The 22,625-nt window shown below is 60.9% G+C and carries 21 protein-coding genes, 1 tRNA gene and 1 other RNA gene; 11 read left to right on the top strand and 12 right to left on the bottom strand.

Annotation, left to right across the window (positions count from 1 at the left end):
• Positions 1 to 55 precede the first annotated feature (55 nt).
• A complete protein-coding gene (locus LY254_RS08280; protein WP_010313994.1) occupies positions 56 to 1,129 on the top strand; it encodes a type IV pilus twitching motility protein PilT in 1,074 nt (357 codons plus the stop codon).
• A complete protein-coding gene (locus LY254_RS08275; RefSeq protein ID WP_247476586.1) occupies positions 1,129 to 2,370 on the top strand; it encodes a type II secretion system F family protein in 1,242 nt (413 codons plus the stop codon). The genes LY254_RS08280 and LY254_RS08275 overlap by 1 nt, the downstream gene beginning before the upstream one ends.
• Here the strand turns inward: LY254_RS08275 and LY254_RS08270 are convergent.
• Positions 2,363 to 3,613 carry an NAD(P)/FAD-dependent oxidoreductase gene (locus LY254_RS08270; RefSeq protein ID WP_247476584.1) on the bottom strand — a complete coding sequence of 417 codons (1,251 nt, stop codon included), beginning with the start codon at positions 3,611 to 3,613 and terminating at the stop codon, positions 2,363 to 2,365. The two genes, LY254_RS08275 and LY254_RS08270, sit on opposite strands and share 8 nt — an antisense overlap.
• Before the next feature lie 25 nt (positions 3,614 to 3,638).
• On the opposite strand from LY254_RS08270, the gene dusA reads away from it, so the two are divergent.
• Positions 3,639 to 4,637 (top strand): tRNA dihydrouridine(20/20a) synthase DusA, encoded by a 999-nt coding sequence (dusA, locus tag LY254_RS08265; protein ID WP_247476583.1) that lies wholly within the window; start codon positions 3,639 to 3,641, stop codon positions 4,635 to 4,637.
• Positions 4,638 to 4,641: 4 nt separating this feature from the next.
• Here dusA and LY254_RS08260 read toward each other — a convergent pair whose 3' ends face one another.
• Both LY254_RS08260 and LY254_RS08255 read right to left on the bottom strand, forming a co-directional pair.
• The gene (locus LY254_RS08260; protein WP_247476581.1) at positions 4,642 to 5,193 is read right to left on the bottom strand and encodes an isoprenylcysteine carboxylmethyltransferase family protein; all 552 of its coding nucleotides are present in this window, start codon (positions 5,191 to 5,193) and stop codon (positions 4,642 to 4,644) included.
• Entirely contained in the window at positions 5,153 to 6,490 is a 1,338-nt protein-coding gene (locus LY254_RS08255) for a cation:proton antiporter (RefSeq protein ID WP_247476580.1), read from the bottom strand. Before LY254_RS08255 ends, LY254_RS08260 begins: the two co-directional genes overlap by 41 nt.
• 95 nt (positions 6,491 to 6,585) lie before the next feature.
• On the opposite strand from LY254_RS08255, the gene LY254_RS08250 reads away from it, so the two are divergent.
• Genes LY254_RS08250 through LY254_RS08240 form a run of 3 tightly spaced genes read left to right on the top strand, consistent with a single transcriptional unit; the run spans position 6,586 to position 12,578 of the window.
• Positions 6,586 to 9,006 carry a phosphoketolase gene (locus tag LY254_RS08250; RefSeq protein ID WP_247476579.1) on the top strand — a complete coding sequence of 807 codons (2,421 nt, stop codon included), beginning with the start codon at positions 6,586 to 6,588 and terminating at the stop codon, positions 9,004 to 9,006.
• A complete protein-coding gene (locus LY254_RS08245; protein ID WP_247476578.1) occupies positions 9,006 to 11,531 on the top strand; it encodes a glycogen/starch/alpha-glucan phosphorylase in 2,526 nt (841 codons plus the stop codon). Before LY254_RS08250 ends, LY254_RS08245 begins: the two co-directional genes overlap by 1 nt.
• Before the next feature lie 15 nt (positions 11,532 to 11,546).
• Positions 11,547 to 12,578, top strand: coding sequence for an acetate/propionate family kinase (locus LY254_RS08240; RefSeq protein ID WP_247476577.1), 1,032 nt, complete (start codon positions 11,547 to 11,549; stop codon positions 12,576 to 12,578).
• Here the strand turns inward: LY254_RS08240 and LY254_RS08235 are convergent.
• The 3 genes from LY254_RS08235 to LY254_RS08225 all read right to left on the bottom strand — a co-directional run bounded on the left by LY254_RS08235 (position 12,535) and on the right by LY254_RS08225 (position 13,550).
• On the bottom strand, positions 12,535 to 12,993 hold the full coding sequence (locus LY254_RS08235; protein WP_247476576.1) for a hypothetical protein: 459 nt from the start codon (positions 12,991 to 12,993) through the stop codon (positions 12,535 to 12,537). The two genes, LY254_RS08240 and LY254_RS08235, sit on opposite strands and share 44 nt — an antisense overlap.
• A gap of 76 nt (positions 12,994 to 13,069) precedes the next feature.
• Positions 13,070 to 13,384, bottom strand: coding sequence for a hypothetical protein (locus LY254_RS08230; RefSeq protein WP_010314013.1), 315 nt, complete (start codon positions 13,382 to 13,384; stop codon positions 13,070 to 13,072).
• A 92-nt stretch (positions 13,385 to 13,476) separates the two neighbouring features.
• Positions 13,477 to 13,550 (bottom strand) — tRNA-Arg (locus tag LY254_RS08225).
• Between the two features lie 22 nt (positions 13,551 to 13,572).
• Between LY254_RS08225 and rnpB the strand changes: the two genes are divergently transcribed.
• Positions 13,573 to 13,966: RNase P RNA component class A (rnpB, locus tag LY254_RS08220), an RNA gene on the top strand.
• Positions 13,967 to 14,438: 472 nt separating this feature from the next.
• Positions 14,439 to 15,203, top strand: coding sequence for a hypothetical protein (locus LY254_RS08215; RefSeq protein ID WP_247476575.1), 765 nt, complete (start codon positions 14,439 to 14,441; stop codon positions 15,201 to 15,203).
• A 504-nt stretch (positions 15,204 to 15,707) separates the two neighbouring features.
• On the opposite strand, the gene LY254_RS13090 is transcribed toward LY254_RS08215, so the two are convergent.
• Both LY254_RS13090 and LY254_RS13085 read right to left on the bottom strand, forming a co-directional pair.
• Positions 15,708 to 16,211, bottom strand: coding sequence for a hypothetical protein (locus LY254_RS13090; RefSeq protein ID WP_371820447.1), 504 nt, complete (start codon positions 16,209 to 16,211; stop codon positions 15,708 to 15,710).
• A 17-nt stretch (positions 16,212 to 16,228) separates the two neighbouring features.
• On the bottom strand, positions 16,229 to 16,702 hold the full coding sequence (locus LY254_RS13085) for a hypothetical protein (protein ID WP_371820446.1): 474 nt from the start codon (positions 16,700 to 16,702) through the stop codon (positions 16,229 to 16,231).
• Positions 16,703 to 16,934: 232 nt separating this feature from the next.
• On the opposite strand from LY254_RS13085, the gene LY254_RS08205 reads away from it, so the two are divergent.
• A complete protein-coding gene (locus LY254_RS08205) occupies positions 16,935 to 17,201 on the top strand; it encodes a hypothetical protein (protein ID WP_247476574.1) in 267 nt (88 codons plus the stop codon).
• 47 nt (positions 17,202 to 17,248) lie between these two features.
• On the opposite strand, the gene LY254_RS13080 is transcribed toward LY254_RS08205, so the two are convergent.
• The gene (locus LY254_RS13080) at positions 17,249 to 17,437 is read right to left on the bottom strand and encodes a helix-turn-helix domain-containing protein (RefSeq protein WP_371820445.1); all 189 of its coding nucleotides are present in this window, start codon (positions 17,435 to 17,437) and stop codon (positions 17,249 to 17,251) included.
• Between the two features lie 309 nt (positions 17,438 to 17,746).
• Between LY254_RS13080 and LY254_RS08195 the strand changes: the two genes are divergently transcribed.
• Positions 17,747 to 18,178, top strand: coding sequence for a hypothetical protein (locus LY254_RS08195; RefSeq protein ID WP_247476572.1), 432 nt, complete (start codon positions 17,747 to 17,749; stop codon positions 18,176 to 18,178).
• 519 nt (positions 18,179 to 18,697) lie between these two features.
• On the opposite strand, the gene LY254_RS08190 is transcribed toward LY254_RS08195, so the two are convergent.
• Positions 18,698 to 18,898: a hypothetical protein gene (locus LY254_RS08190; RefSeq protein WP_247476571.1), complete on the bottom strand. Its 201-nt coding sequence runs from the start codon at positions 18,896 to 18,898 to the stop codon at positions 18,698 to 18,700.
• A 380-nt stretch (positions 18,899 to 19,278) separates the two neighbouring features.
• Positions 19,279 to 20,622 (bottom strand): hypothetical protein, encoded by a 1,344-nt coding sequence (locus LY254_RS08185; protein WP_247476570.1) that lies wholly within the window; start codon positions 20,620 to 20,622, stop codon positions 19,279 to 19,281.
• 1,125 nt (positions 20,623 to 21,747) lie between these two features.
• Here LY254_RS08185 and rnc point away from each other — a divergent pair.
• Positions 21,748 to 22,458 (top strand): ribonuclease III, encoded by a 711-nt coding sequence (gene rnc / locus LY254_RS08180; RefSeq protein WP_247476569.1) that lies wholly within the window; start codon positions 21,748 to 21,750, stop codon positions 22,456 to 22,458.
• On the opposite strand, the gene LY254_RS08175 is transcribed toward rnc, so the two are convergent.
• On the bottom strand, positions 22,436 to 22,618 hold the full coding sequence (locus tag LY254_RS08175; protein WP_010314017.1) for an NAD(P)H dehydrogenase subunit NdhS: 183 nt from the start codon (positions 22,616 to 22,618) through the stop codon (positions 22,436 to 22,438). The two genes, rnc and LY254_RS08175, sit on opposite strands and share 23 nt — an antisense overlap.
• Positions 22,619 to 22,625 lie beyond the last annotated feature (7 nt).

The raw sequence follows: 22,625 nt of genomic DNA, 5'->3' as shown, positions 1-22,625 counted from the left end.
GCCAGGCCCTGGCGGGCTTCCCACACTGAGGACAGCCACCGGCGCCGCGAGCTGCATGGAGCTCCAGATCGAACAGTTGATGGAGGAGCTGGTCGAGGCGGGTGGCAGCGACTTGCACCTGGCGGCCGGCCAACCGCCCTATGGCCGCTTCAGTGGGGCGCTCAAACCGATGCGGGAGGAGCGGCTCAGCGAGGACCTCTGCAACCGGTTGATCTTCTCGATGATCAACAACGCCCAGCGCAAGCAGCTGGAGCAAACCTGGGAGCTGGACTGCGCCTATGGCCTCAAAGGCGTCTCCCGCTTTCGGGTCAATGTCTACCGCCAGCGGGGGAGCTATGCGGCCTGTCTGCGGGCCCTCGGCAGCACGATCCCCAGCCTGGAGAGCCTGGGCTTACCGCCCATCGTCGAGGAAACCAGCCGCCGCCCCAGGGGTCTGGTGCTGGTGACCGGTCCCACCGGCTCAGGCAAAACCACGACGCTGGCGGCCCTGCTGGATCACATCAACCGCAGCCGCGCCGAGCACATCCTCACGATCGAAGATCCGATCGAATTCACCTACCGCAACGACAAAAGCGTGATCCACCAGCGCCAGCTGGGGGATGACACCCGCAGCTTTGGCGCCGCCCTTCGCGCCGCCCTGCGGGAGGACCCCGACGTGATCCTGGTGGGCGAAATGAGAGATCTGGAAACAATCCAGTTGGCGATCACGGCCTCAGAGACGGGGCACCTGGTCTTTGGCACCCTGCACACCAGCTCGGCGGCGCAAACCGTCGATCGCATGGTGGATGTCTTCCCGCCAGAGCAGCAAACCCAGATCAGGGTTCAGCTCAGTGGCTCCCTGGTGGGGGTGTTCTCGCAGACCCTCTGCAAACGCCAGAACCCCAAACCCGGGCAATTCGGGCGGGTCATGGCCCAAGAAATCCTGATCAACACCCCGGCCATCGCCAACTTGATCCGGGAGGGCAAAACCGCCCAGCTCTATTCCCAGATCCAAACGGGCGGCCAGCAGGGGATGCAAACCCTCGAGCGCGCCCTGGCGAACCTGGTGCAGGCCGGAGCAGTCGAGCGCAGCGAAGCCCTCGCCAAAGCGAGCAAACCCGATGAGCTGCAGCGGCTCCTGGAGGGCTAGTGCCCCAGTTCAGCGCCACCTACACCAATCGCTCCGGTCAAACCCGGACGCTGCGACTGCAGGCCAGTGATCTCAGCCGCGCCCGGCGGGACCTGAGGCGCCGGGGCATCGTGGCCACCAGCCTGGAGCTCGCCGCAACCACACCCAACGCCGCGGCCGGGAGCACGGTCTTTGGCATGGATCTCTCCAGCCTGCTGGAGGCCAAACCCGGCATCCGCGAGAAGGCGCTATTTGCCAACAAGCTCGCAGCCTTGGTGGATGCGGGGGTCCCGATCGTGCGCAGCCTCGACCTCATGGCCCGTCAGCAACGCATGCCGCTGTTCAAGCGGGCACTCACCGCCGTCAGCACGGACGTGAACCAAGGGGGCAGCCTGGGGGCAGCACTGCGCTCCTGGCCGCGGGTGTTCGACAAGCTCACCATCGCCATGGTGGAAGCCGGAGAGGCGGGGGGCGTGCTGGACGAAAGCCTGCGCCGCCTGGCCAAGTTGCTCGAGGGCAATGCCCGGCTGCAGAACCAAATCAAGGGCGCCATGGGCTATCCCGTGGCCGTGCTGGCGATCGCGATCCTGGTGTTCCTGGGGATGACGATCTTCCTGATCCCCACCTTCGCTGGGATCTTCGAAGACCTCGGGGCTGAACTCCCCCTCTTCACTCAAATGATGGTCGACCTCAGCGCCTTGCTGCGGTCCTCCTTTTCGCTGTTCCTCGCCCTGGCGATCGCTGTGGGGGTCTGGATGTTTGGCCGCTACTACGCGACCGCCAGCGGGCGCCGGCGCGTGGACGGACTACTGCTGAAGCTGCCGCTCTTTGGCGACCTGATCCAGAAAACAGCCACGGCCAAGTTCTGCCGCACCTTCAGCTCCCTGACCCGCGCGGGGGTGCCGATCCTGCTGTCCCTGGAGATCGTGCAGGAAACCGCGGGCAACGCCGTGATTGCCGACGCCATCGTCGGCTCCCGTCAGGACGTGCAGGAGGGCATCCCCCTGAGCGTCGCCCTGGAGCGCAAAAAGGTGTTCCCAGAGCTGGCCTTGAGCATGCTCGCCATCGGCGAAGAAACCGGCCAGATGGACGCCATGCTCTCGAAGGTGGCGGACTTCTACGAAGACGAGGTGGAAGCCGCCGTCAAGGCCCTGACCTCCATGCTGGAGCCGGCCATGATCGTGATCGTGGGCGGCATCGTTGGCTCGATCCTGCTGGCGATGTACCTGCCGATGTTCTCGATCTTCGATCAGATCAACTAGCTCCGGCCGCCGCAATCGCCTGCCCCGCCAGCCAGCCGGAACTCCAGCAGTGCTGGAAGTTGAAGCCACCGGTAACGCCATCGACATCCAGGAGCTCCCCCACCAGGTAGAGACCCTCGACCTTGCGGCTCTCCATCGTGGCCAGGTTGACCTCCCCCACAGGCACGCCTCCGGCGGTCACGAATTCTTCGCCGAAGGGGCCGCGGCCTGCCACGGGGAAACGGCTGCGGCGCAGGGCCTCCAGCAGACCCAACTGCTGACGCTTGGCCAAATCCGCCCAACGGCGATCGGGCTCAACCCCCTGCTGATCGAGCAGGTGCTGCCAGAGCCGTCGGCTGAGGCCTGGCCAGGGGCGGGCATTGCTGAGCTGACGCTTGGCCTGATCACGCCGGCAAGCCGCGAAGAGTTCTTCCAGCTGCTGCTGACTGCGGCCGCCGCTCCAATCCACCTGCAAGCTGCCCCGGTAGCCCTCGCCGTGGAGGGCCCGGGCGGCGAAGGCCGTCAGCCGCAGGGTCGCCGGCCCGCTCAGACCCCAGTGGGTGATCAGCACCGGGCCGCTCTGGCGGAAGCGCTGCCCGCCGGCCTCCAGCTCCAGGTCCACCGGATCCATCACGACCCCGGCCAAAGGCAGCAGGGGATTGGGCTTAAAGGCGAGGGTGAAGAGGGACGGAACCGGGGCCACCAAGCCATGGCCCAGGCCTGATGCCAAACGCCGGCCACTGGGGTGACTCCCGGTGGCGAGCACCAGCCGGTCAGTACTCAGCTGGCTGCCGCTGCGCAGGCTGAGGGCAAAACCACCCGCGGGCCGCTGCTCGGCCTGCTGGAGTGCCTCGCTGCTGCGCAGGGTCACCCCGGCCCGTTCCGCCGCCTGCCTGAGGCACTGAATCACGGCCGTTGAGCGGTTGGCCTGGGGGAACATCCGGCCATCGGCCTCCTCCACCAGGGTCAGGCCGTGGTCGTCAAACCAAGACACGGCATCACCGGCAGCAAAGCGGCTGAAGGGTCCCCGCAGGGCCTTGCCGCCGCGGGGATAGAAGCCCACCAATTCCCGCGGATCCCAGCAGGCATGGGTGACATTGCAGCGGCCACCACCGCTGATCAAAACCTTGCCCAGAGGCTCAGGGGTGCTCTCCAGCACCAGGACCCGCCGCTGACCGGCCTCGGCCGCGGCGATAGCCGCCATGAATCCCGCCGGACCACCGCCCGCCACCACCAGGGACCAGTGCTCAGAACGGGGGGGCATCAGCGTGAAAGGCGAGCATGGGGTGATGCCCGATTCGCTGCTGAACGGGGCCTACCGCTTCAGTGTGGCTCCGATGATGGACTACACCGATCGGCACTTCCGGGTGCTGATGCGGCAGATCAGCCGCCGCAGCCTGCTCTACACCGAAATGGTGGTGGCCCAAGCGCTCCACCACAGCGAACGGCGGGACCGGCTGATTGACTTCGATCCGATCGAGCATCCGATTGCCCTGCAGGTGGGCGGGGATGACCCGGTGCTCCTGGCCGAGGCCGCGCGCATCGCCGCAGACCGGGGCTACGACGAGATCAACCTCAACGTCGGCTGTCCAAGCGAAAAGGTCCAGAAAGGGCGCTTTGGCGCCTGCCTGATGGCAGAACCCGAACAGGTGGCCCGCTGCATCAGCGCCATGGCCCAGGCCTCGCCGCTGCCGGTCACGGTGAAGCACCGCATCGGCATCGATGAGCGGGATTCCTATGGGGAGCTGCTGGCCTTTGTCGACACGGTGGCCGCGGCCGGGGCGCAGCGCTTCAGCGTGCACGCCCGTAAGGCCTGGCTCGAGGGGTTGGATCCCAAGCAAAACCGCACCATTCCTCCCCTGCGCTACAAGCTCGTGCATCAGCTCAAGGCGGACCGGCCCCAGCTGACGATTGAACTGAACGGAGGCCTGCTGGAGCTAGGCAGCTGCCTGGAGCAGCTCGAGGCCGTGGATGGGGTGATGGTGGGCCGGGCCGCCTACGACCACCCGCTGCGCTGGGCCACGGTGGACCGGGACCTGTTTGGCGACAGCAGCCAACCGGTCGCCAAGGCCTCCACGGTGGTGCGGGGCCTGATTCCCTATGCGGAGCGGTGGTGCGGCAGCGGCGGGCGGCTCTGGTCCATCGCCCGGCACCTGGTGCAGGTGGTGGAAGGCGTCAGCGGCGCCCGCCATTGGCGCCGGGACCTGGGCCAGGCCGCTGGCCAACGGGATGCAGGACCTGAGGTCTTCGAGCGGGCTGCGCGGCAGCTGGAGGAGCGCGGGCTCTAGCGGCTCAGCTCCGCCAATCCAGCCAAGGCAACCCCGGCAAGATCGCCGGGGTGCTGCGCCGGTAACTGACGTACTCCGGATGGAGCGGCACGAGGAAACGCTCCTCCCGCCGCGCTTTGCCGCCCAGCACCGCGGCCAGAGCAAAGAACAGGCCCAGGTGGAACAGGCTGCCGAGGGCCAGGGCTACCCCGAGCTCACAGAGCAACACGGCTTGATACAGCGGATGGCGGCAGCGCCCATAGGCCCCGGTCGTCACCAAAGCGGCCCCAGGCTTGGGATCCGGCAAGGGCGTCAGGCTGGGTCCCAAGCGCCAGAAGGCCTGGGCGGCCAGCGCCAGGCCGACCAAGAGCAGCAGAACGCCAGCGAGGGCAAGCGGCAAGGGCCAGGCATAGCCCCAGCTGCCCGGGGCCGGCCAGGCCGGCAACAGGGTGGCTGCGATCAACAGCAGCTGGGCGAGCAGCCACCACTCCCCGTGGCGGTTGTCCAACCAGCCGCCCCAGCTGAACTGCCAGCCCTTAAGTGGGGATTTCGGCGAGGGGGTCGAGGTCGGGTCCATCACTCTTTCCAGCCAGGACCAGTCTGAGCAGGATCGGTGCCAGGAAGGTGGTGCCAATGACCATCAGCAAGATCGCTGCCTCCAGGGCCGGGCTGAGCAGCTTGGCCTGGGTGCCAAGCCCCAGGAAGATCAGGCCCACCTCACCGCGGGGCATCATCCCCAGACCCACCACCAGACGGTTCGTGGGTTCCTTGGAAACAAAGGTCCAGCCGGAGACGACCTTGCCCAGGATCGCCACCACCAGCAGGAAAGCGGCGATCACCAGACCGGCGCGGTTCTCGGGGTCCAACGGATTGAGCACCGAGAGATCCATGCCGGTGCCGATCAGAACAAAGAAGATCGTGGCGAAGAGGGCCACCACCGGCTTCACCGCCGCCTCGATCGCATGGGTGTGGTTCGACTTGCTCAGGATCAAGCCCGCGGCAAAGGCGCCCAGGGCCGCCTCCAGGCCAATGGCCGTAGCGGCGAAACAGCAGAGGGTGAGCACCACAAACGAGGCCACCACCACATCGCCTGGGGCCTTGAGGCGATCAATCAACCAGTCGAAACCAGGCGCCGCGGTGCGGCTCAGGCCAATGGCAGCAACCACGAACACCACAGCCGCGGCCAGCAGCTTGAGGATCGGGCCGAGCTCCAGGCTGCCGCCGCCAGCGATGCTCACCACCACCGCGAGGATGACGATGCCCAAGATGTCGTCCAGGACGGCGGCGCCGATCACGATCTGCCCCTCCCGGGAGCGCAGCATCTTCAGCTCACCAAAGACACTCGCTGTGATGCCGATGCTGGTGGCCGTCATAGCCGCCCCGGCAAACACGGCGGGGATCACCTCCACGTGGAAGAGCGCCATCAAGCCCGCGGTGCCAAGGGCAAAGGGCACTGCCACGCCGGCGACAGCCACGGTGATCGCCTGGGCACCGACGGCCACGAGTTCATCGAGGTCGCTTTCGAGCCCCGTCAGGAACAGCAGGGCAAAGAGGCCCAAGGTGGCCACCGCCTGCAGGCTCGGGAAACTTTCGTTGTAGACCTCGCCGACCAGCTGGGGCGGCACATCCGCAAGCGAGCCCATCAGCTGGAGAGCCCAATTGGCCACCGCCGCCTGGGTCTCCGGCGGCACGATCAGGTGCAGGCCAGAGGCACCGATGATCACGCCGGCGATCAGCTCACCAAGGATGGTGGGCAACTGCCAGCGCACCAGCAGTTCCGCCAGTAGGCGAGCGGCCACAAAAATCACCAAGAAGCGGCCAACCCCAATCAGGGTTTCGACCACCTCGAGCTGATGGGCGCCGATCTCCGGCATAGCAGTCGTGAGTGATTCCGAACGAGAGTCTCGCCCGACGGCGCCATCTCCTGTGACAACGGCTACTTTCCGGCCAGGCATCAGCAGCTGGAGCCATGGCCACGGATTCCGCCCATCTCAGGCCAGCAGAGGAGTTTGAGGAACTGGACGCCTGGTGGCGGGCCGCCAACTACCTGGCGGTGGGAATGATCTACCTCCAGGACAACCCGCTGCTGCGGGAACCGCTGAAGCCGGAGCACATCAAGAACCGCCTGCTCGGTCACTGGGGATCGAGCCCAGGTCAAGCCTTCATCTGGGCCCACGCCAATCGGGTGATCCAACGCCACGGGCTCAATGCGATCTATCTCTCCGGTCCGGGCCATGGGGCCCCGGGGGTACTGGGCCCCACCTACCTGGATGGCTCCTATTCGGAGATCTATCCCGACAAGTCCCAGGACACAGAAGGCCTCAAACGCTTTTTCAAGCAGTTCTCTTTTCCTGGGCACATCGGTAGCCACTGCACCCCGGAGACCCCGGGTTCGATCCATGAAGGCGGCGAACTGGGCTATGTGCTCTCCCACGCCTGCGGTGCGGTCTTCGACAACCCGGACCTGATCGCCATCGCCTGTATCGGCGATGGCGAGGCGGAAACCGGCCCCCTGGCCACCAGCTGGCATATCAATAAGTTCCTTAACCCCATCAGCGATGGGGTGGTGCTGCCGGTGCTGCACCTGAACGGCTACAAGATCGCCAACCCAACGCTGCTGGCCCGGATTCCCAAGGAGGAGCTCAGCAGCCTGCTGCGGGGCTACGGCTGGGAGCCGCTGTTTGTGGAGGGCAGCGAGCCCCGGGCCATGCACCAAGCGATGGCCGCGGCGATGGATCAGGTGGTCTCCAGGCTCCAAGCGATCCGCCAGCAGGCCGAGGCAGAAGGCGGCGCGGCGCAAGCCAGCCGGCCGATCTGGCCGATGATCGTGTTGCGCTCCCCCAAGGGTTGGACCGGGCCTGAGGCGCTCAAGGGCCATCGGATTGAAGGGTCCTGGCGCGCCCATCAGGTGCCCCTGCCGAACCCCAAACAAGACCCCGCCCAACTTCAGCAACTGGAGGCCTGGCTCAAGAGCTATCGCCCCGAAGAACTCTTTGATGACGAGGGACGACTGCGACCCGAACTGCAGGCGCTCTCACCGAGCGGCGCCCAGCGCATGGGCTCCAACCCCCATGCCAATGGCGGGCGACTGCGCCAGCAACTGACCCTGCCGGATCGCGAACGGTATGCGGTGCCGGTCGCCGAACCCGGAGTCAGCCGCCATGGCAACACCGCCGCCCTCGGGGAGCTGCTGCGGGATGCCATCGCCGACAACCCGAACAACCTGCGGGTGTTCGGCCCCGACGAAACCGCCTCCAACCGGCTGCAGGCCATCTACGCGCGCAGCAAAAAGGTCTGGATGGAGGAACTACGCCCCGAGGACAGCGATGGCGGCGAGCTGGCCCGGCAGGGACGGGTGGTGGAGATGCTCAGCGAACACACCCTGGTGGGGATGCTCGAGGGCTATCTCCTGACCGGCCGCTACGGCCTGTTCCACACCTACGAGGCCTTCGCCCACGTGATCGCCTCGATGTTCAACCAGCACGCCAAATGGTTGGAGAGCTGCCGCCACCACGCGCCCTGGCGCGCCTCCATCGCCCCCTGGACCTGCCTGATCTCCTCCACGGTCTGGCGGCAGGACCACAACGGGTTCACCCACCAAGACCCGGGCTTCATTGACCTGACCGGCAACAAGAGCGGCGATGTGGTGCGGGTCTACCTGCCGGCCGATGCCAACTGCCTGCTGGCCGTGGCCGAGGAGGCCCTCGTCGAGCCCGACGTCTGCAACCTGATCGTCAGCGACAAGCAAGAGCACCTGCAGTACCTCTCCCTCGAGCAGGCCCGCGCCCATGTGGCCAAGGGCATCGGCCTTTGGAGCTGGGCCAGCAACGACCACGTCCGCGGTGAACCGGATGAGCCAGACGTGGTGATGGCCTGCGCCGGGGACATCCCCACCCAGGAGACCCTGGCGGCCGTTGAGATCCTGCGCCGGGAGCTGCCTGAGCTGCGGGTCCGGGTACTGAACGTGGTGAAACTCTTTGCCCTGACCCAACCGAGCGAGCATCCCCACGGCTTAAGCGATCGGGATTTCGACACACTCTTCACCACAAATCGCCCCGTGCTGTTCAACTTCCATGGCTACCCCTGGTTGATCCACCGGTTGACCTACCGGCGCCGCAACCATGCCAATTTCCACGTCCGCGGATACAAGGAAAAAGGCAACATCAACACCCCGCTTGAACTGGCGATGAACAACCAGATCGACCGGTTCAGCCTGGTGATTGATGTGATCGACAGAGTTCCGGGGTTAATGTCCCGCGCTGCTCACATCAAAGAGCAGATGAAGGAATCGATCCTGGCGAATCGCGCTTACGCGCACGAGCACGGGATGGATGCCCCGGAGATCAGTCACTGGCAGTGGAGCACTGCAGTCCCAACCGAGCTGGCCTGATGAAAGAGCAATCGCCGCGTCAACTGCAACTGCCCACGCCCGGTTGCTACGCCGATCCCGACCGCAGCGGCTTGGCTGCCGATGACGTGTTCGACGGCATGGCCGAACACCTCTTCTACACATTGGGAAAGCTGGCTCCAACCGCCAGCCGCCACGACCTCTACCTGGCCCTCAGCCACGCGGTTCGCGACCGCTTGATGACCCGCTATCTGGCGGGCATTGAGGCGATCCGAGCCACCCCGACGCGGGTGGTGGCCTATCTGTCCGCGGAATTCCTGATCGGCCCCCAGCTGGGCAACAACCTGCTGATGCTCGGCATCCAGGAGGCGGCGACAGAAGCCCTGCGCCGCTTTGGCATCGACAGCCTCGAAGAGATCCTTGAGGTGGAGGAAGAGCCGGGCCTGGGGAACGGCGGTCTGGGTCGCCTGGCGGCTTGCTACATGGAGTCCCTGGCGAGCCTGGAGATCCCCGCCACGGGCTACGGGATTCGCTACGAGTTCGGGATTTTTGACCAGCTGATCCGTGACGGCTGGCAGGTCGAGATCACCGACAAGTGGCTCAAGGGCGGCTGGCCCTGGGAAATCCCCCACCCCGATCAGGCCTGCTTCGTCGGCTTCGGCGGACGCACCGAGAGCTACCGGGACGAGCGCGGCAACTACCGCGTGCGCTGGATCCCCGATGAGCACGCCATCGGTGTGCCCCATGACGTGCCCGTGCTCGGCTACCGGGTGAACACCTGTGATCGCCTGCGCCTCTGGCGCGCCGACGCCAGCGAAAGCTTCGACTTCTACGCCTTCAACATCGGCGACTACTACGGCGCCGTTGAGGAAAAAGTGGGGAGCGAAACCCTCTCCAAGGTCCTCTATCCCAACGACGGCACTGACGAAGGTCGTCGCCTCCGCCTGAAGCAACAGCACTTCTTCGTGAGCTGCTCGCTGCAGGACATGCTGCGCAGCCTGGAGCAGCGGGGCATCCCGGTCGAGGAATTCCCCGACCATTGGTCCGTTCAGCTGAACGACACCCATCCGGCCATCGCCGTGGCCGAGTTGATGCGTCTGCTGATCGACGACAAGCACCTGACCTGGGAGCAGGCCTGGGACATCACCTGCCGCTCCGTCGCTTACACGAACCACACCCTGCTGCCGGAAGCGCTGGAGAAATGGGGCCTACCCCTGTTCGGCTCCCTGCTGCCGCGCCATCTAGAGCTGATCTACGAGATCAATCGCCGCTTCCTGCAGAGCGTCCGCCTGCGCTACCCCGGCAACGAAGTGCTGCTGCGCAAGCTCTCGATCATTGATGAGGACGGTCAAAAAGCGGTGCGCATGGCGAACCTCGCCACCGTGGCCTCCCACCACATCAACGGTGTGGCCGCCCTCCACAGCGAACTGGTCCGCACCAAGTTGTTCCCCGAGTTCGCGGAGCTCTGGCCGGAGAAGTTCACCAATGTCACCAACGGAGTGACCCCCCGGCGCTGGGTCGCCCTCTCCAATCCCCCCCTGCGCAAGCTGCTGGCCGAGAGCATCGGTGAAGGCTGGGTCTCGGACCTCGATCAGCTCAAACAGCTCGAGCAGTACCAACACGACAGCGGCTTCCTGGAGCGCTGGGAGCAGACCAAGCTCGCCAGCAAGCGGCAGCTGGCCAACTACATCCACCGCCAAAGCGGACTGCTGGTGGATCCCTCCTCGATGTTTGACGTTCAGGTCAAACGAATACACGAGTACAAGCGCCAGCACCTCAATGCCCTGCAGGTGATTGCCCAGTACCTGCGGATCAAGAACGGCCAGGCCCAGGACATGGCCCCCCGCACCGTGATTTTTGGCGGCAAGGCGGCCCCCGGCTACTACATGGCCAAGCTGATCATCCGCTTCCTCAACGGGATCGCCGAGACGATCAACTCAGACCCCGACATGGACGGGCGGCTGCGGGTGGTCTTCCTCCCCGACTACAACGTGAAGCTGGGCGAGCGGGTCTACCCAGCCTCGGACCTCTCGGAGCAAATCTCCACCGCCGGTCTGGAGGCCTCCGGCACCGGCAACATGAAGTTCGCCATGAATGGGGCCCTCACCATCGGCACCCTCGATGGCGCCAACGTCGAGATCCGCGAACAGGTAGGAGCCGAGAACTTCTTCCTCTTCGGCATGACCGAAACCGAGGTGACCCAACTCCAGAGCGAGGGCTATCGCCCCTGGGAGCACATCGCCAAACTGCCTGAGCTGCAGCAGGTGCTGAAGCTGGTGGAGCAGGGCCACTTCAGTGGCGGCGACGGTGACCTCTTCCGGCCCCTGCTGGAGAACTTGACCGGCCGCGATCCCTTCTGTGTCTTGGCTGACTTCACCGACTACCTGCGGGTGCAACAACAGGTCAGTCAGGCCTGGGCGGATCGCCATGCCTGGAACCGGATGTCCCTGCTGAACACGGCCCGCACCGGCTTCTTCTCCTCCGATCGCTCGATCAAGGAGTACGCCGATCGGATCTGGAAGGCCGAGGCCTTCCCCGTCACGATCACCTGCAATCTCGACGAGTAAGGAGCAAGCTGCGCCGTGGCGCTTCTGGTGCTGAATCTGGGCAGCTCCAGTCTCAAGGCAGCTGTCTTTGACGCGGCAGCAGAGCAGCGGCTCTGGAGCGACTCCCGTTCGGGTCTGGAGCTCCCGGCGGCCCTGGACACCTGGCTCAAGCCAGCGTTGGCCCCCTGGTGGGGCCAACTTGAGCGCGCGGGCCACCGGGTCGTCCATGGCGGCGAGGTCTTTCGCGAACCCACGCCCATCAACGCCACGACCCTGGCGCAGCTCGAGGCCTTAAGCCCGCTGGCACCGCTGCACAATCCACCAGCTCTGGAGGCGATGCGCTGGCTCCAGCAGCAGCGACCCCTGCTGCCCCAGTGGGCCTGCTTCGATACGGCCTTTCACGCGACCCTGCCGGAGGCGGCCTACAGCTATGCCATCCCCCTGGCGCTGCGGAGCCGGGGCTACCGCCGCTTTGGCTTCCATGGACTCAACCACCAACACGTGGCCCGGCAGGCCGCGGGGCCTCGGCTGATCAGCGTTCACCTGGGGGCCGGCTGTTCCTTGGCCGCCATCGCCGAAGGCCGCTGCCTGGACACGACCATGGGGTTCACCCCGATGGAAGGGCTGGTAATGGCCACCCGCAGCGGCTCCATCGACCCTGGCCTGCTGCTGGCGCTGCTGAAGGACGGGATGGCTGCCGCCGAACTGGAGGAGCAACTCAACCACCACAGCGGACTCGCCGGTCTCTCCGGCCTGAGCGGCGACTGGCAGGAGCTGCGCGGGGCGGCTGAGCGGGGGCACAGCGGCGCCCAACTAGCACTTGCGGTCTTCCTGCACCGGCTGAAAGCGGGAATTGCCGCCATGGCCGCCAGCCTGGGGGGCGTCGATCAGATCGCCCTATCCGGAGGGATCGGTGCCAATGACACCGCTCTGGCTCAGCAGCTCCAGACGGAGCTGGCCTGGCTCGGGAAGCCCCAATGGCTGCAGATCCCCGCCGATGAGGAGGGGATGATTGCCCGGCTGATCAGCGATCCGGAAGATCGGGGGTCTGATGCAGCAAACGGTTGAGGCGGAGGCGATCGGCGTTCAGCGGATCGGGCGCTAACTCACCGGCGATCTCGCGGAACTTCTGCTCAACGGGCTCGGGAACGCGCACATCAAAGATGCGCTCCATCAGGGCCTCGATCGAGAACAGGTGGGCGTTGATGTTCTCGAGGTCGCTGACGGCCTGCTGGAGTGCGTCCTGCGCCGAGGCTTCCTGGGGGCCTCCGGCAGCGGCGGCGGCAGGAGCGGAATCAACACCCGGATCAGGAGTGGACTTCTGAAGATCCTCGAGGACCCGACCAGCCAGGGTCCGGAATGACTGCAGGGCAGCCCAGCTCAACTCCTGTTGCTGACGCAGCGTCGGGTTCTCCCGAATCAGTCGGTCGTGCTCCCGATAAAAGCGCTGACAGTCAGGGCATTGGCAGGGCTCTTCCGGCACCGCAGTCCCTTCATTGGTCAAGTCCAATCATGACACCAGGACGACTCAGAAATAAAGGGAATCTGAATTTGGCGCCTTAAGCGGCCAGGGAGTCCCCGGAATCACTGGCGTCCTCAGTGGCTCCTGGGATGGGGATCTCGATCGAGCTCACCACCTGAATAACGTCACGCAGGCGCATGGAGTCGGCAAACCAGGCCATGGCCTGATCGGTGTCCCCATCGCTGACCGCCTCATTGGCGCTGTCCTCATGGGCCTCGGCCAGGAGGGCTAACCAGCAGAGGCAGCGGGCCTGGATCACAGAGAGGTCGAGGCCGTCCGGGAGGCTGTCGACGATGCGCTCACTCTCCTGTTGCACCAGTAGCCGCAGCCTGAGATCATGCAGCTGTGCCATGGCCGTGTGGCGATTGGCACCACGCTAGCGGCAGTGGCAACGTTCAGCACGCCACTACCGGTAGCGGTCAATACCCCTGCGCGAATCGAAGACGGGGCTGGCGGGACTCGAACCCACGACCTACGGTTTAGGAAACCGTCGCTCTATCCGGCTGAGCTACAGCCCCCCAGGTCGCTATTATGGGGTTTGAAAGCAGGCGAGGTGATCGCGACCGGGACACGCCCAGGCCCTCGGGCTGGTGGAACGGACCGGTTGAGGAAAGTCCGGGCTCCCCAATGGCCAGGCTTGCTGGGTAACGCCCAGTGCGGGTGACCGTGAGGAGAGTGCCACAGAAACACACCGCCGATGGCCCTTCGGGGATCAGGCAAGGGTGCAAAGGTGCGGTAAGAGCGCACCAGCAGCATCGAGAGGTGCTGGCTCGGTAAACCCCGGCTGGGAGCAAGGCCTAGGAACAACGGTTGGCCATGACACCCGTTCCGCTTTTCTTGCGCCGCTTGAGGCCATCGGTAACGGTGGTCCCAGACAGATGATCGCCCCCGCGAAAGCGGAGAACAGAACCCGGCTTACGTCCTGCTTTCCACCTAATACAAAATATGGGGTCGGCAGCCGAGAACGTACGCCACATCTAGCGTCTCGGGGGTTTGCGCCAGGCCAAGGAAGGCCCAATTGTTCGCAAACAAGGTCTGCTGCTCCGTCTTATGTAAGCCGTAATTTCAGCGGCCCAAAAGATTGGGAGGAGGTCAATAAGCGCCACCCGTGCACAATCTGCGGCCGTACAGATGGCTTCTGTAAGCGCGAACGGAACAGCGACTCGCATTGGTGCAGTCAGCGGACGGAAGGAATATCGAAAAAGCAGGTGCTTCGCGGTTTCGACGGGAAGGATTACGTCTGCCTTGGCGGTAGGAGCGATTGGCGGATATTCGTCGAGCACGACCCCTCTTTCGACCGTCACGGGGCACCCAGACCCGTTGCAGCGCCTGCCAAGTCGAAACAGGTCGTAACCCAGCCAGAGCGGCTTTCTATTGCTGAGCGGCACGCAGCCTTCAGCCGTCTGATGGACCTGCTGACACTGAGCGACGCCGACCGGGCCGAGCTTCACCGTCGCGGATTCACTGACGACGAAATCGCAACTGCCAGCTTCCGCAGCATCCAGACCTTCACCCAGTTGGAGGGGGCCACGGCCGCGCTTCCAGGGTTCAACGCCAGCGGCCGCTACGTCTGCCAAAGCGGTCTGCTGTCTTTCGTCCGCACTATCGATGGCGAAATCGTCGGGTTTCAGACCCGCAGCGCCAACGGTTATCGATGGGCTTCTGTCGAAGGCAACTACCGACTGCCGAACGGTGAGCCGCCGTTGGTCTTCTTCAGCGGCAGCACCGAGACCATCTATCTCGTCGAGGGCACCAGCTTCAAGCCAGCACACGTGAACGCCAAGACAGGCGCCATGGTCGTTGGGGCTTCAGGCGGTAATTGGCAGGGGTCGCCGCAACAGCTGCAGGAGCTGATTAGGCGTTACCCGGATGCCCAGTACGTCCTGCTGCCAGATGCCGTCAGCGTCATCAACCCGCACATCGTTCCGAAGTACCGCCAGACCGCTGAACTATTCGAGGCCAACGGCAGCGAGCTTCATTTCCAGTGGTGGGGCCAGCTTGAAAAGGACGTCGAAGGCGACGCTGACGAAGACCCGTCATGGGCTGACGGAACAAGCCTTCTGTTAGCTAGTCATCAAAACCCCTGCCATTCCTGCAGACGCCAAGTGGAAGTTCAGCGGTTAATCCGTCCCAGCGAAAAGTGCTCACTTGTTAGTTCAAGCCGCTCTTAGCGCCAGGCGCTCCTCTTGTGATCCCCGTGGCGTTAGAACTAAGCGGAAGAGCATGCAGATCCTGCAAGCCATCTTGAATCCGCAGATCTCTATTGCTTGGTGATTTCGTCATCACATCAAGCATCTGCTCAGGTGTGAATTGCTCAGCCAAAGCCGCCGTGGGAAGCAGTGTGATTGCGATAGCAAGAAGATGTTTCATTTCTTTCCAGGTGAGCCAGGTGAGCCATGCCTTCCTCCTTTTCCATGTGAAATGACGAAGCTTTTTGTGTCGCTCAATGTTTCATCCTGCACTCGCACATCACGATTGCTTGGTGACTTAGTCATCACATCAAGCATCTGCTGAGGCGTAAATTGCTCAGCTATGACTGCTGACGGGAGCAGTGTGATTGCGATGGAGAGAAGGTGTTTCACTGGGGCTTATCAGTGTGGCAAAAGAAATAACAACCCCTGCGCTTGCAGGGGCTTTAGGTGGCCTTTAGTAATTCGGCAAATGCCCGTAATGTATCAAAGACCACCTATTTCTCCCCAATTCTCAATTCCCCCGCACATGCAATCGTGCACCCGCACATCCCTGTTGCTTGGCGTTGATGAAAGCTCTTTGATTTGAGGTTTTGTCTCAGCTTTAGCTTGTTCTTTTGATTTCTCTTTATGGCTGCCACCACCAAAGCGAATCGTTAGATCAGCTGAGGCACGTGCATTAAAAGCATCGTCATAGGTATAGGTCCCGCCGAACTCAACATCATCAGCAACAGCAAATGCCAAGCGCCCTTTGACGCCTGAACTGTTGCCTGCGCCGTCATCACCCTGCTGGTAGTAATAACCAACGGAAGCATTGATTTCTGGGGTGATGAAGTACCCAACATCCAGCCCGTAGGTATCCAAGGCGCCACCCTTGTAATGGCTGTTCAGACGCTGCTCGGTATCGCCAACAGGCACCAAGGCATAAGCCCCAAAGTTCCACGTCGGGCTGACCGCTTCCACCTCAGCAGCAACCTGCTGGAAGAACACGCTTCTGGGGTTCTTGGCTATTTGACCGATGGCAGATATAGGTGCTGATAACGCCGCTTGATCGGGTGCCAAGGCTTGGCATCACCTGTGTTCATCGGGCGGCTGTCGTAACCGCCATTGATGCCGAACATCCAGCTGCGGTCATCGTTCAGCCAGCGGTAACCGAGACGCGATGAGGTGCTGACCGTGACGCCATCGACTTGGGTGTTGACGATGCTGCTGTAACCCATGTCAGCCAAGTTGGCGTTGGCTTCAACGTCGGCATAGAAAACGCTGTTATCGCCTACTGCGATGGGCAGGAAGCCACCAACACCAACTTCATTGGGAGTACCTGCGCCTTGTGTCTGCCCTTGGAAGCCAAAACGGGGCTTGATGCTGTCTTTGAGGCTGACGTTCATCACCCCGATGTCATCAGCGGTGCCTTCCGCCAAGACAGGTGCCTGGGCAATTAACAGTGATGCAGCAGCGGCAAGTGACAGCAGCGGGCGCATGGGTCAGCTGAAATTGCGCGCATGATGCCGAACGCAGGCGGGAAGACCAGCAGCCGTAGTTCAGCTTCACCACTGCGGTTCAACGCGCTGGCAGCCAATAAAAAGCGGGCCCGAAGACCCGCCAGAACTCAACTGCACCTTCAGTGTTCCGCGCTTGGTGCTGAGTGTTTCACCGCAGCTTGCTGACAGGCCCGATGGGCGCTGCTAGGACTGGTACAGGCGTACTATATGGATGGCGGGTGACGACTGGGACAAAGGCTTTCTGATGCCTGAACTGCCAGCAACGCAGCCATGGAAGCGCTGCCTGTACTGCGACAAGTTCGACCTATGGGAAGGCACCTTGGCCGTCTGCAAAGCCAGAAAAATGGTGCTGTCGCCGCAGGCTCACTACAACCGCCGCTGCAACTCATGGCTGCCCAACGACTACTGCCGAAAGAAGCCCGATTGGTCAGCTGAACCAGCTGCTGAGATCGTGGGCGGCAACGCGGAGTTCCTTTGACTCGTCGATGTCTCCGCTAGTCGGGACGGAATAGCGGTTAAGTCAGGTCAGGCCGCGGTTAGGCGGCGTTTAACGGTGCTTCGGCTGATGCGGAGATGGTCAGCGATTCGCTGCTGCGACCATCCGTTGCGACGAAGACGGCGGCAGCGCTGCTGTTGGCTTTCGGTCAGCCAGAAGAGAACAATCAGGGGCAGGGCGATAAGGACGGCTGCCCACACAAGAACGGTGCAGGTCATTGGTTTCAGTTGTGGTGAATGGTGTGCCCCTCTCGTGTTCGCAGCACCTGAGTGAGGCGGTAACAAGCTGACCGCGCCTGCATCTCGCGGCCGATGGCCAGAAGTGAAGTCTTTGCCGGGGTGGGCTCAGCCCATCGCTTCCGACATGCCAATTCTTACACCGGATATCCCGCTTGTCAAACGGTTGGGTAGCCGTATCTCCAGCGTTAATGTGCTGTCAGCCCTAGTGACCCCATGCCGAGGCCGCGGAAAGAGACGTTGTCTCCGGCAGTAGGGACAAAGCTGCGGAAGCGCGATAACCCCGACTTCGTGGGCAGCAGCTTCTACGTGCCGAAAGGGGTGAACATCCGATTCGACCGTGCACTGCTGACCCTGAAGGCGTTGGGCATGGACGTTGACCGCAGCGACATCCTGACCGTCCTGATGGAACGGTTTACCGAGTCCGTTGAGGCCGCTGAAAAACAGGGGATTGACGGTACCCTGACTGAAGATGGCGTTGCTGATCTTCAGGACATGGTGGCTGCTGCCGGCGGGGAGATGTCGGTAGTTCAGACCGCGTCGATGCACGGGATGAAGGAGCTGCTGAAGAAGCAGGCTGCGCAGATGAGGCAGGAAGTTGACCATCTGAAGGAGGTCCATGACGGCCAGGTCGAGCTGCTTCAGAAGGAGATTGCTGCGCTGACCCAGCTACTGCCCGACGACCTGAAGAAGAAGGTCGCGGAGATGGAATCCAACGCTTAACGACCTGAACCTCACTGAGGTCCATCTTCCCGCTGACAGCGTTGATGACGCCCGAAAACAGCACCTTGTCGTTACGGCGGCCGGAGTAATCGCAGCGGCCATAAACGCGCCATTTGAGGTGCTTACCGTCGCGCTCACTTTTGACATTCACGCAGACGTGACCGTTCCGATAGCCCTTAACTCGACCGCACAGCCAGGGGCGATTCAGGTCGAAATTCCGGCTGATGCCTTCGTAGTTTTCAGGCACATCTGCATCGACTGTCCAGAAACTGCAGGCCGTATGGGCATAAACGATGCCTTCGTGGTTAGTACGGGGCCAGCCGTAGACAAATACCGGCTTATCGGGGTTTTCCATAACCTGACGGCCTAGGGCCTTACCGACGCGGCTGCCGTCGTAGTACAGGCGGATTTTCCCGAATGACGTCTGTAAGAAGAAGCGTTTTTCCTCCCGCATCAGCCGGCCATTCAAAACACCGTGAAAGCGGTAATCGGTGATTTTGTCAGTGTTGAAGGGGTAGTTCATTTCACCCCCATGGCATAAGCAGCGAAATACTCATCAACGAGTTTCACGAAGGCGTCATTACCGATGAGTGACCGCAGCTTGTGCATGTCCTCAAAAGAGAGCTCATGGCGCTGAACGTGAAGCGGGGTTTGAAACTCGCCCTCGCCAACAGAAAGCGAAACATTGATGCCGATAGTCGGCGAAATACGTGAAGGCATGGTGATTACAGAAGAATTTATTTGTTTTGGGTCTCGCCTGAGTTGCTGGGACCAAGGAAAGATCGCTAATCTCTGTTGAATAAGTTCACATTGCCTGTAGTTGTCAAGAAACTCCGAGTCATCCAGTCGAACGAGATGGGGTCCCCCTCTGCAGTCGGGGATGAATGTTGGTCTGGTCTAAAGTCTTTTACCGCCAAGGAGGAGAAGACTGGTTCTACTCTCAGAAAAACCCTCTTCATCTTGAAACGGAGGGATGGTTTTCGTGACTTTGCTGTTTTCGATTCCGAGTATGACAATTATCGCCATGAGGACAGAAAGTATGTTTTTAAGATTATTTCCGTGCCCATAGTGTTGCGTGGCGCAAGCAGCAGACGAGTAGATCAACGATAAACAAGCTTGTCTCTGATTATTCTGGAGCCAAGTTCTCTTCCTATTATTTCACCGGAATAATACCCAGTGTGTCCAAAATCATAAAAGAAAGGCATGTCTAGATACTTCTTGTTATTAGGAATATCGCTCAGATTAATAACACGATAGTTTTTGCTTGACAACTTAACTATCTCGCTTTCTACTTCATTGTAGAATCTTCTAGCTGATTGATTCACACCATTACTCTCCTGCTGTTTAAAATTGTTGATTTCAATGTCGCCAACGGGGGCTTTGCGTAACGAGAGAACCGGTTGAAGAGCGACAATACAAACAATATCTAGCCCACGGCAAATGCCAGCTAAAACCCTTTGATCATGTATATATGCTGCACTACTTAGCAAAACTCCTCCTGCTGTCGCATCGATATTTGCTTTTATGTTGATTGCTGTATTTGTTGAAGTAAAACCATCTTCCATCTTGGCAACCATATTAAATAAGGCATCATTGACGACATTCTTTTTCCCCCCTGAAAGCTCCTTAAAATAATCATTGAAGGCCCGTATTGCCCAGTAGAAAGTGCGGTTGATCGGTCGCTCCGTCGAGTATCCGCTTGCCAACCGAGAAGAAACCCCTGGTGGTAATCCCGCCCAGCTTGCACCTACTGCTAACCTTTGAGAGTCGTTATAACCATCATAAAATATTACAATATCTGGTAGCGATGCTTGGTCTTGTAACTTTAGCTTATATAGGTTATTAAACTTTACTATTTCCATCTCCGACAAAAAGCCACCAACACCCAAGTTTAATATATGAACGTTGTTGGTTTTTTGCAATTCTTTGCATAATGAGCTTGCGATAGTATTGTTATCAGAGGTCTCCATGTTTTGCATCGTGGAACCACCGAATATCCATATGTTATATGATTTTCCATATTTAGAATTTTGTGCACACGGAGCGGCTCTTGAGTTAAAGCTCTCGACACCATTAAAGTTAATTTCTGGCGTGTGCACTTCCCCGTGCGAGTAATAATGATAATCCCAGTACGTCCTACTGTTTATCCACGCTTTATCTAGCATGGCGCGTGACTTACAATATTGATCCAGTTCGTCAGTATTTTTACCAAGAAATTGCGCTTGCTCAACAGAGAGTTTTGCGTGAGCGGTAGATTTGCAAGAGTCAACCGTTTCAAGCGCTATGTGGTCGTATCCTGTCTGTTTACCATGTCGAGCCATTACTGCAACCAACCATAGCGCGATAGAAATTAGGAAAGTTAGAATAAAACCATTAGCAGAGAAAACAAATAGAAGGTCTTTCAGACGATTACATATTGGCAAATTGGTTGAAGAATCTTTCATTATTTAATCCTGCTCGAAGGCTGAGGAGATTATACCAGTTTCGCATTCTCAGGTGCTTGCCAAATCTGCTTTGCGCCAATGCAGTTAGTGCATAGTCCTGCTGTGTTCTTATCCCTTGTCTACCAGTTGCTACTCCCCTCCTGTCGTCGTGGTACAAGTAGCACTGTTGAATTTTTCGGTTAGTCCCGCCGGATGTTGCGGGCGTCGTAAATCACGACCGTGCGAGTTGGTTTCTCAGACCTGACGGGACTTCTCAGGCGGGCAGTCCGGGCTGTCACTGATGAGTTGGTCGATGGAGGCATGGCACCAACAGAGCCTCAGAACCTTCTGAGATGCGGTTACGCAGCTATTCATACGTGAGTCCTGTTGTGCATGACAAACGGGATATCCCGCTCGACACTCATCCTGAACACGTAATCAGGCATATGTCAACCAGCCGGATATCCCAGATGTCCCGACCCTCTTCAGCAATAGGGATACGGTGTAATCAAAATCAGATAATTGTCTCCACTAGCCGAGACATTGCCCATTTGGTTGTCATGAATTAGGCGTGCTGAGTGATATCGCTAAGATTTAGGACGTCCAACGAATTTTCTTGATGGCGCCAGCTGCTCAAATCACTGAAACCGTCCAGAACCCTTGTACTGACTTGTCCCTGCGTCTCGCTAAGGGTCGTAGCCGGTACGGAGAAGGGCGGGCGAAGCTTCACTCTGTCCGCATCAATGACACCCTTCAGGGGTTGTTTGAGATGGCAAAACCGTCCGAACAGAGCATGCCTGAGTTCCTCCGTGCATGTGCTGTTGAGATTTCACTGCAACGACTCGAAGCCTCGCAGATTTAGTAATTCTCGCTGACTCGAATGGTTTGGGGCTATTCGCAGTATCCCCAGACAGCAAAAAGGGCCAGCACCTCGCAGCAGCGCCAGCCCTTCGGGATTCAATAACCACAAATCAATTATGCCACGCGAAGATATGGGGAGCATCAGTGTCCCGCCAGGCGGAGACAGGGTTCCGAGCAAACCGGCTTATCAGCCAACCGTATCCCCAGGTGCCCGTGTTAATGTCAACGAAACGGGTGATTCCGGGAAGGAAAACATTTCCCGGCTTACGTCCTGCTTTCACCCCAATGAACGCTGAGCGCCACGCCCAACTGCTGCAGTTCCTGCAAGGCCTGGGCCTGACAGCCCCCGCGGAGATGGACCTGGAGCGGCTGGATGAGGCCCTCACTCACACCTCCGCAGGGCTCAGCGTCAACCACGAAAAACTGGAATTTCTTGGCGACGCCGTCCTGCGTCTGGCGGCCTCGGAATTCCTCGAGCAGCACTATCCGAACCTGAGCGTCGGACAAAGCTCAGCGCTGCGGGCCCAACTGGTCAGTGACCGCTGGCTGGGGGAACTCGGCCAAGCGGTGGACATCGACGCTGTTTTGCGCATCGGCCCAACGGCCGCAGGAGACGCCAGCGCGCGCGAGACCCTCAGGGCCGAAGCCTGTGAGGCCTGCATCGGCGCGCTCTATCGCCTTTGGGGGGACCTCACGCCTGTACTGCTCTGGCTTACCCCCCACTGGCAAACCACAGCCAAGGCCTTTGAAGCCGATCCCCACCTGCACAACTGGAAATCAGCCCTGCAGGAATGGAGCCAGGGCCAAAAACGAGGCCTACCGGATTACCGCTGCCAAGAGGTCAGCCAAGTCCACGCCGATCCCCGGCGATTTCACTGTCAGGTGAGCCTGGGGAAGACGACCCTCGGTGAGGGCTGGGGACGCTCGCGCCGGCAGGCCGAACAGGAGGCAGCTCGGGTGTCCCTAGAGAAGCTCATGCCTGCTCAAGAATCTTGAGGGGCATGGTGACGAGCTTGTCCCAGTTGCCGCCTTCAAACAGCACGGCTGCGTTGCTGCCGCTGATGCGCTGAACGAAACCTTGGTAACCGTTGTAGATGGAGCGCCCATCGCGCACCACCACAGTGGAGCCAGGCAGGATCGGCAGGGAATCAGCCATAGGAGGG

It is taken from the genome of Synechococcus sp. NB0720_010, assembly GCF_023078835.1.
Classification (GTDB): Bacteria; Cyanobacteriota; Cyanobacteriia; order PCC-6307; family Cyanobiaceae; genus Vulcanococcus.
The sequence above is the reverse complement of the archived record's forward strand: the minus strand, read 5'-3'. Positions and strand labels throughout refer to the sequence as shown.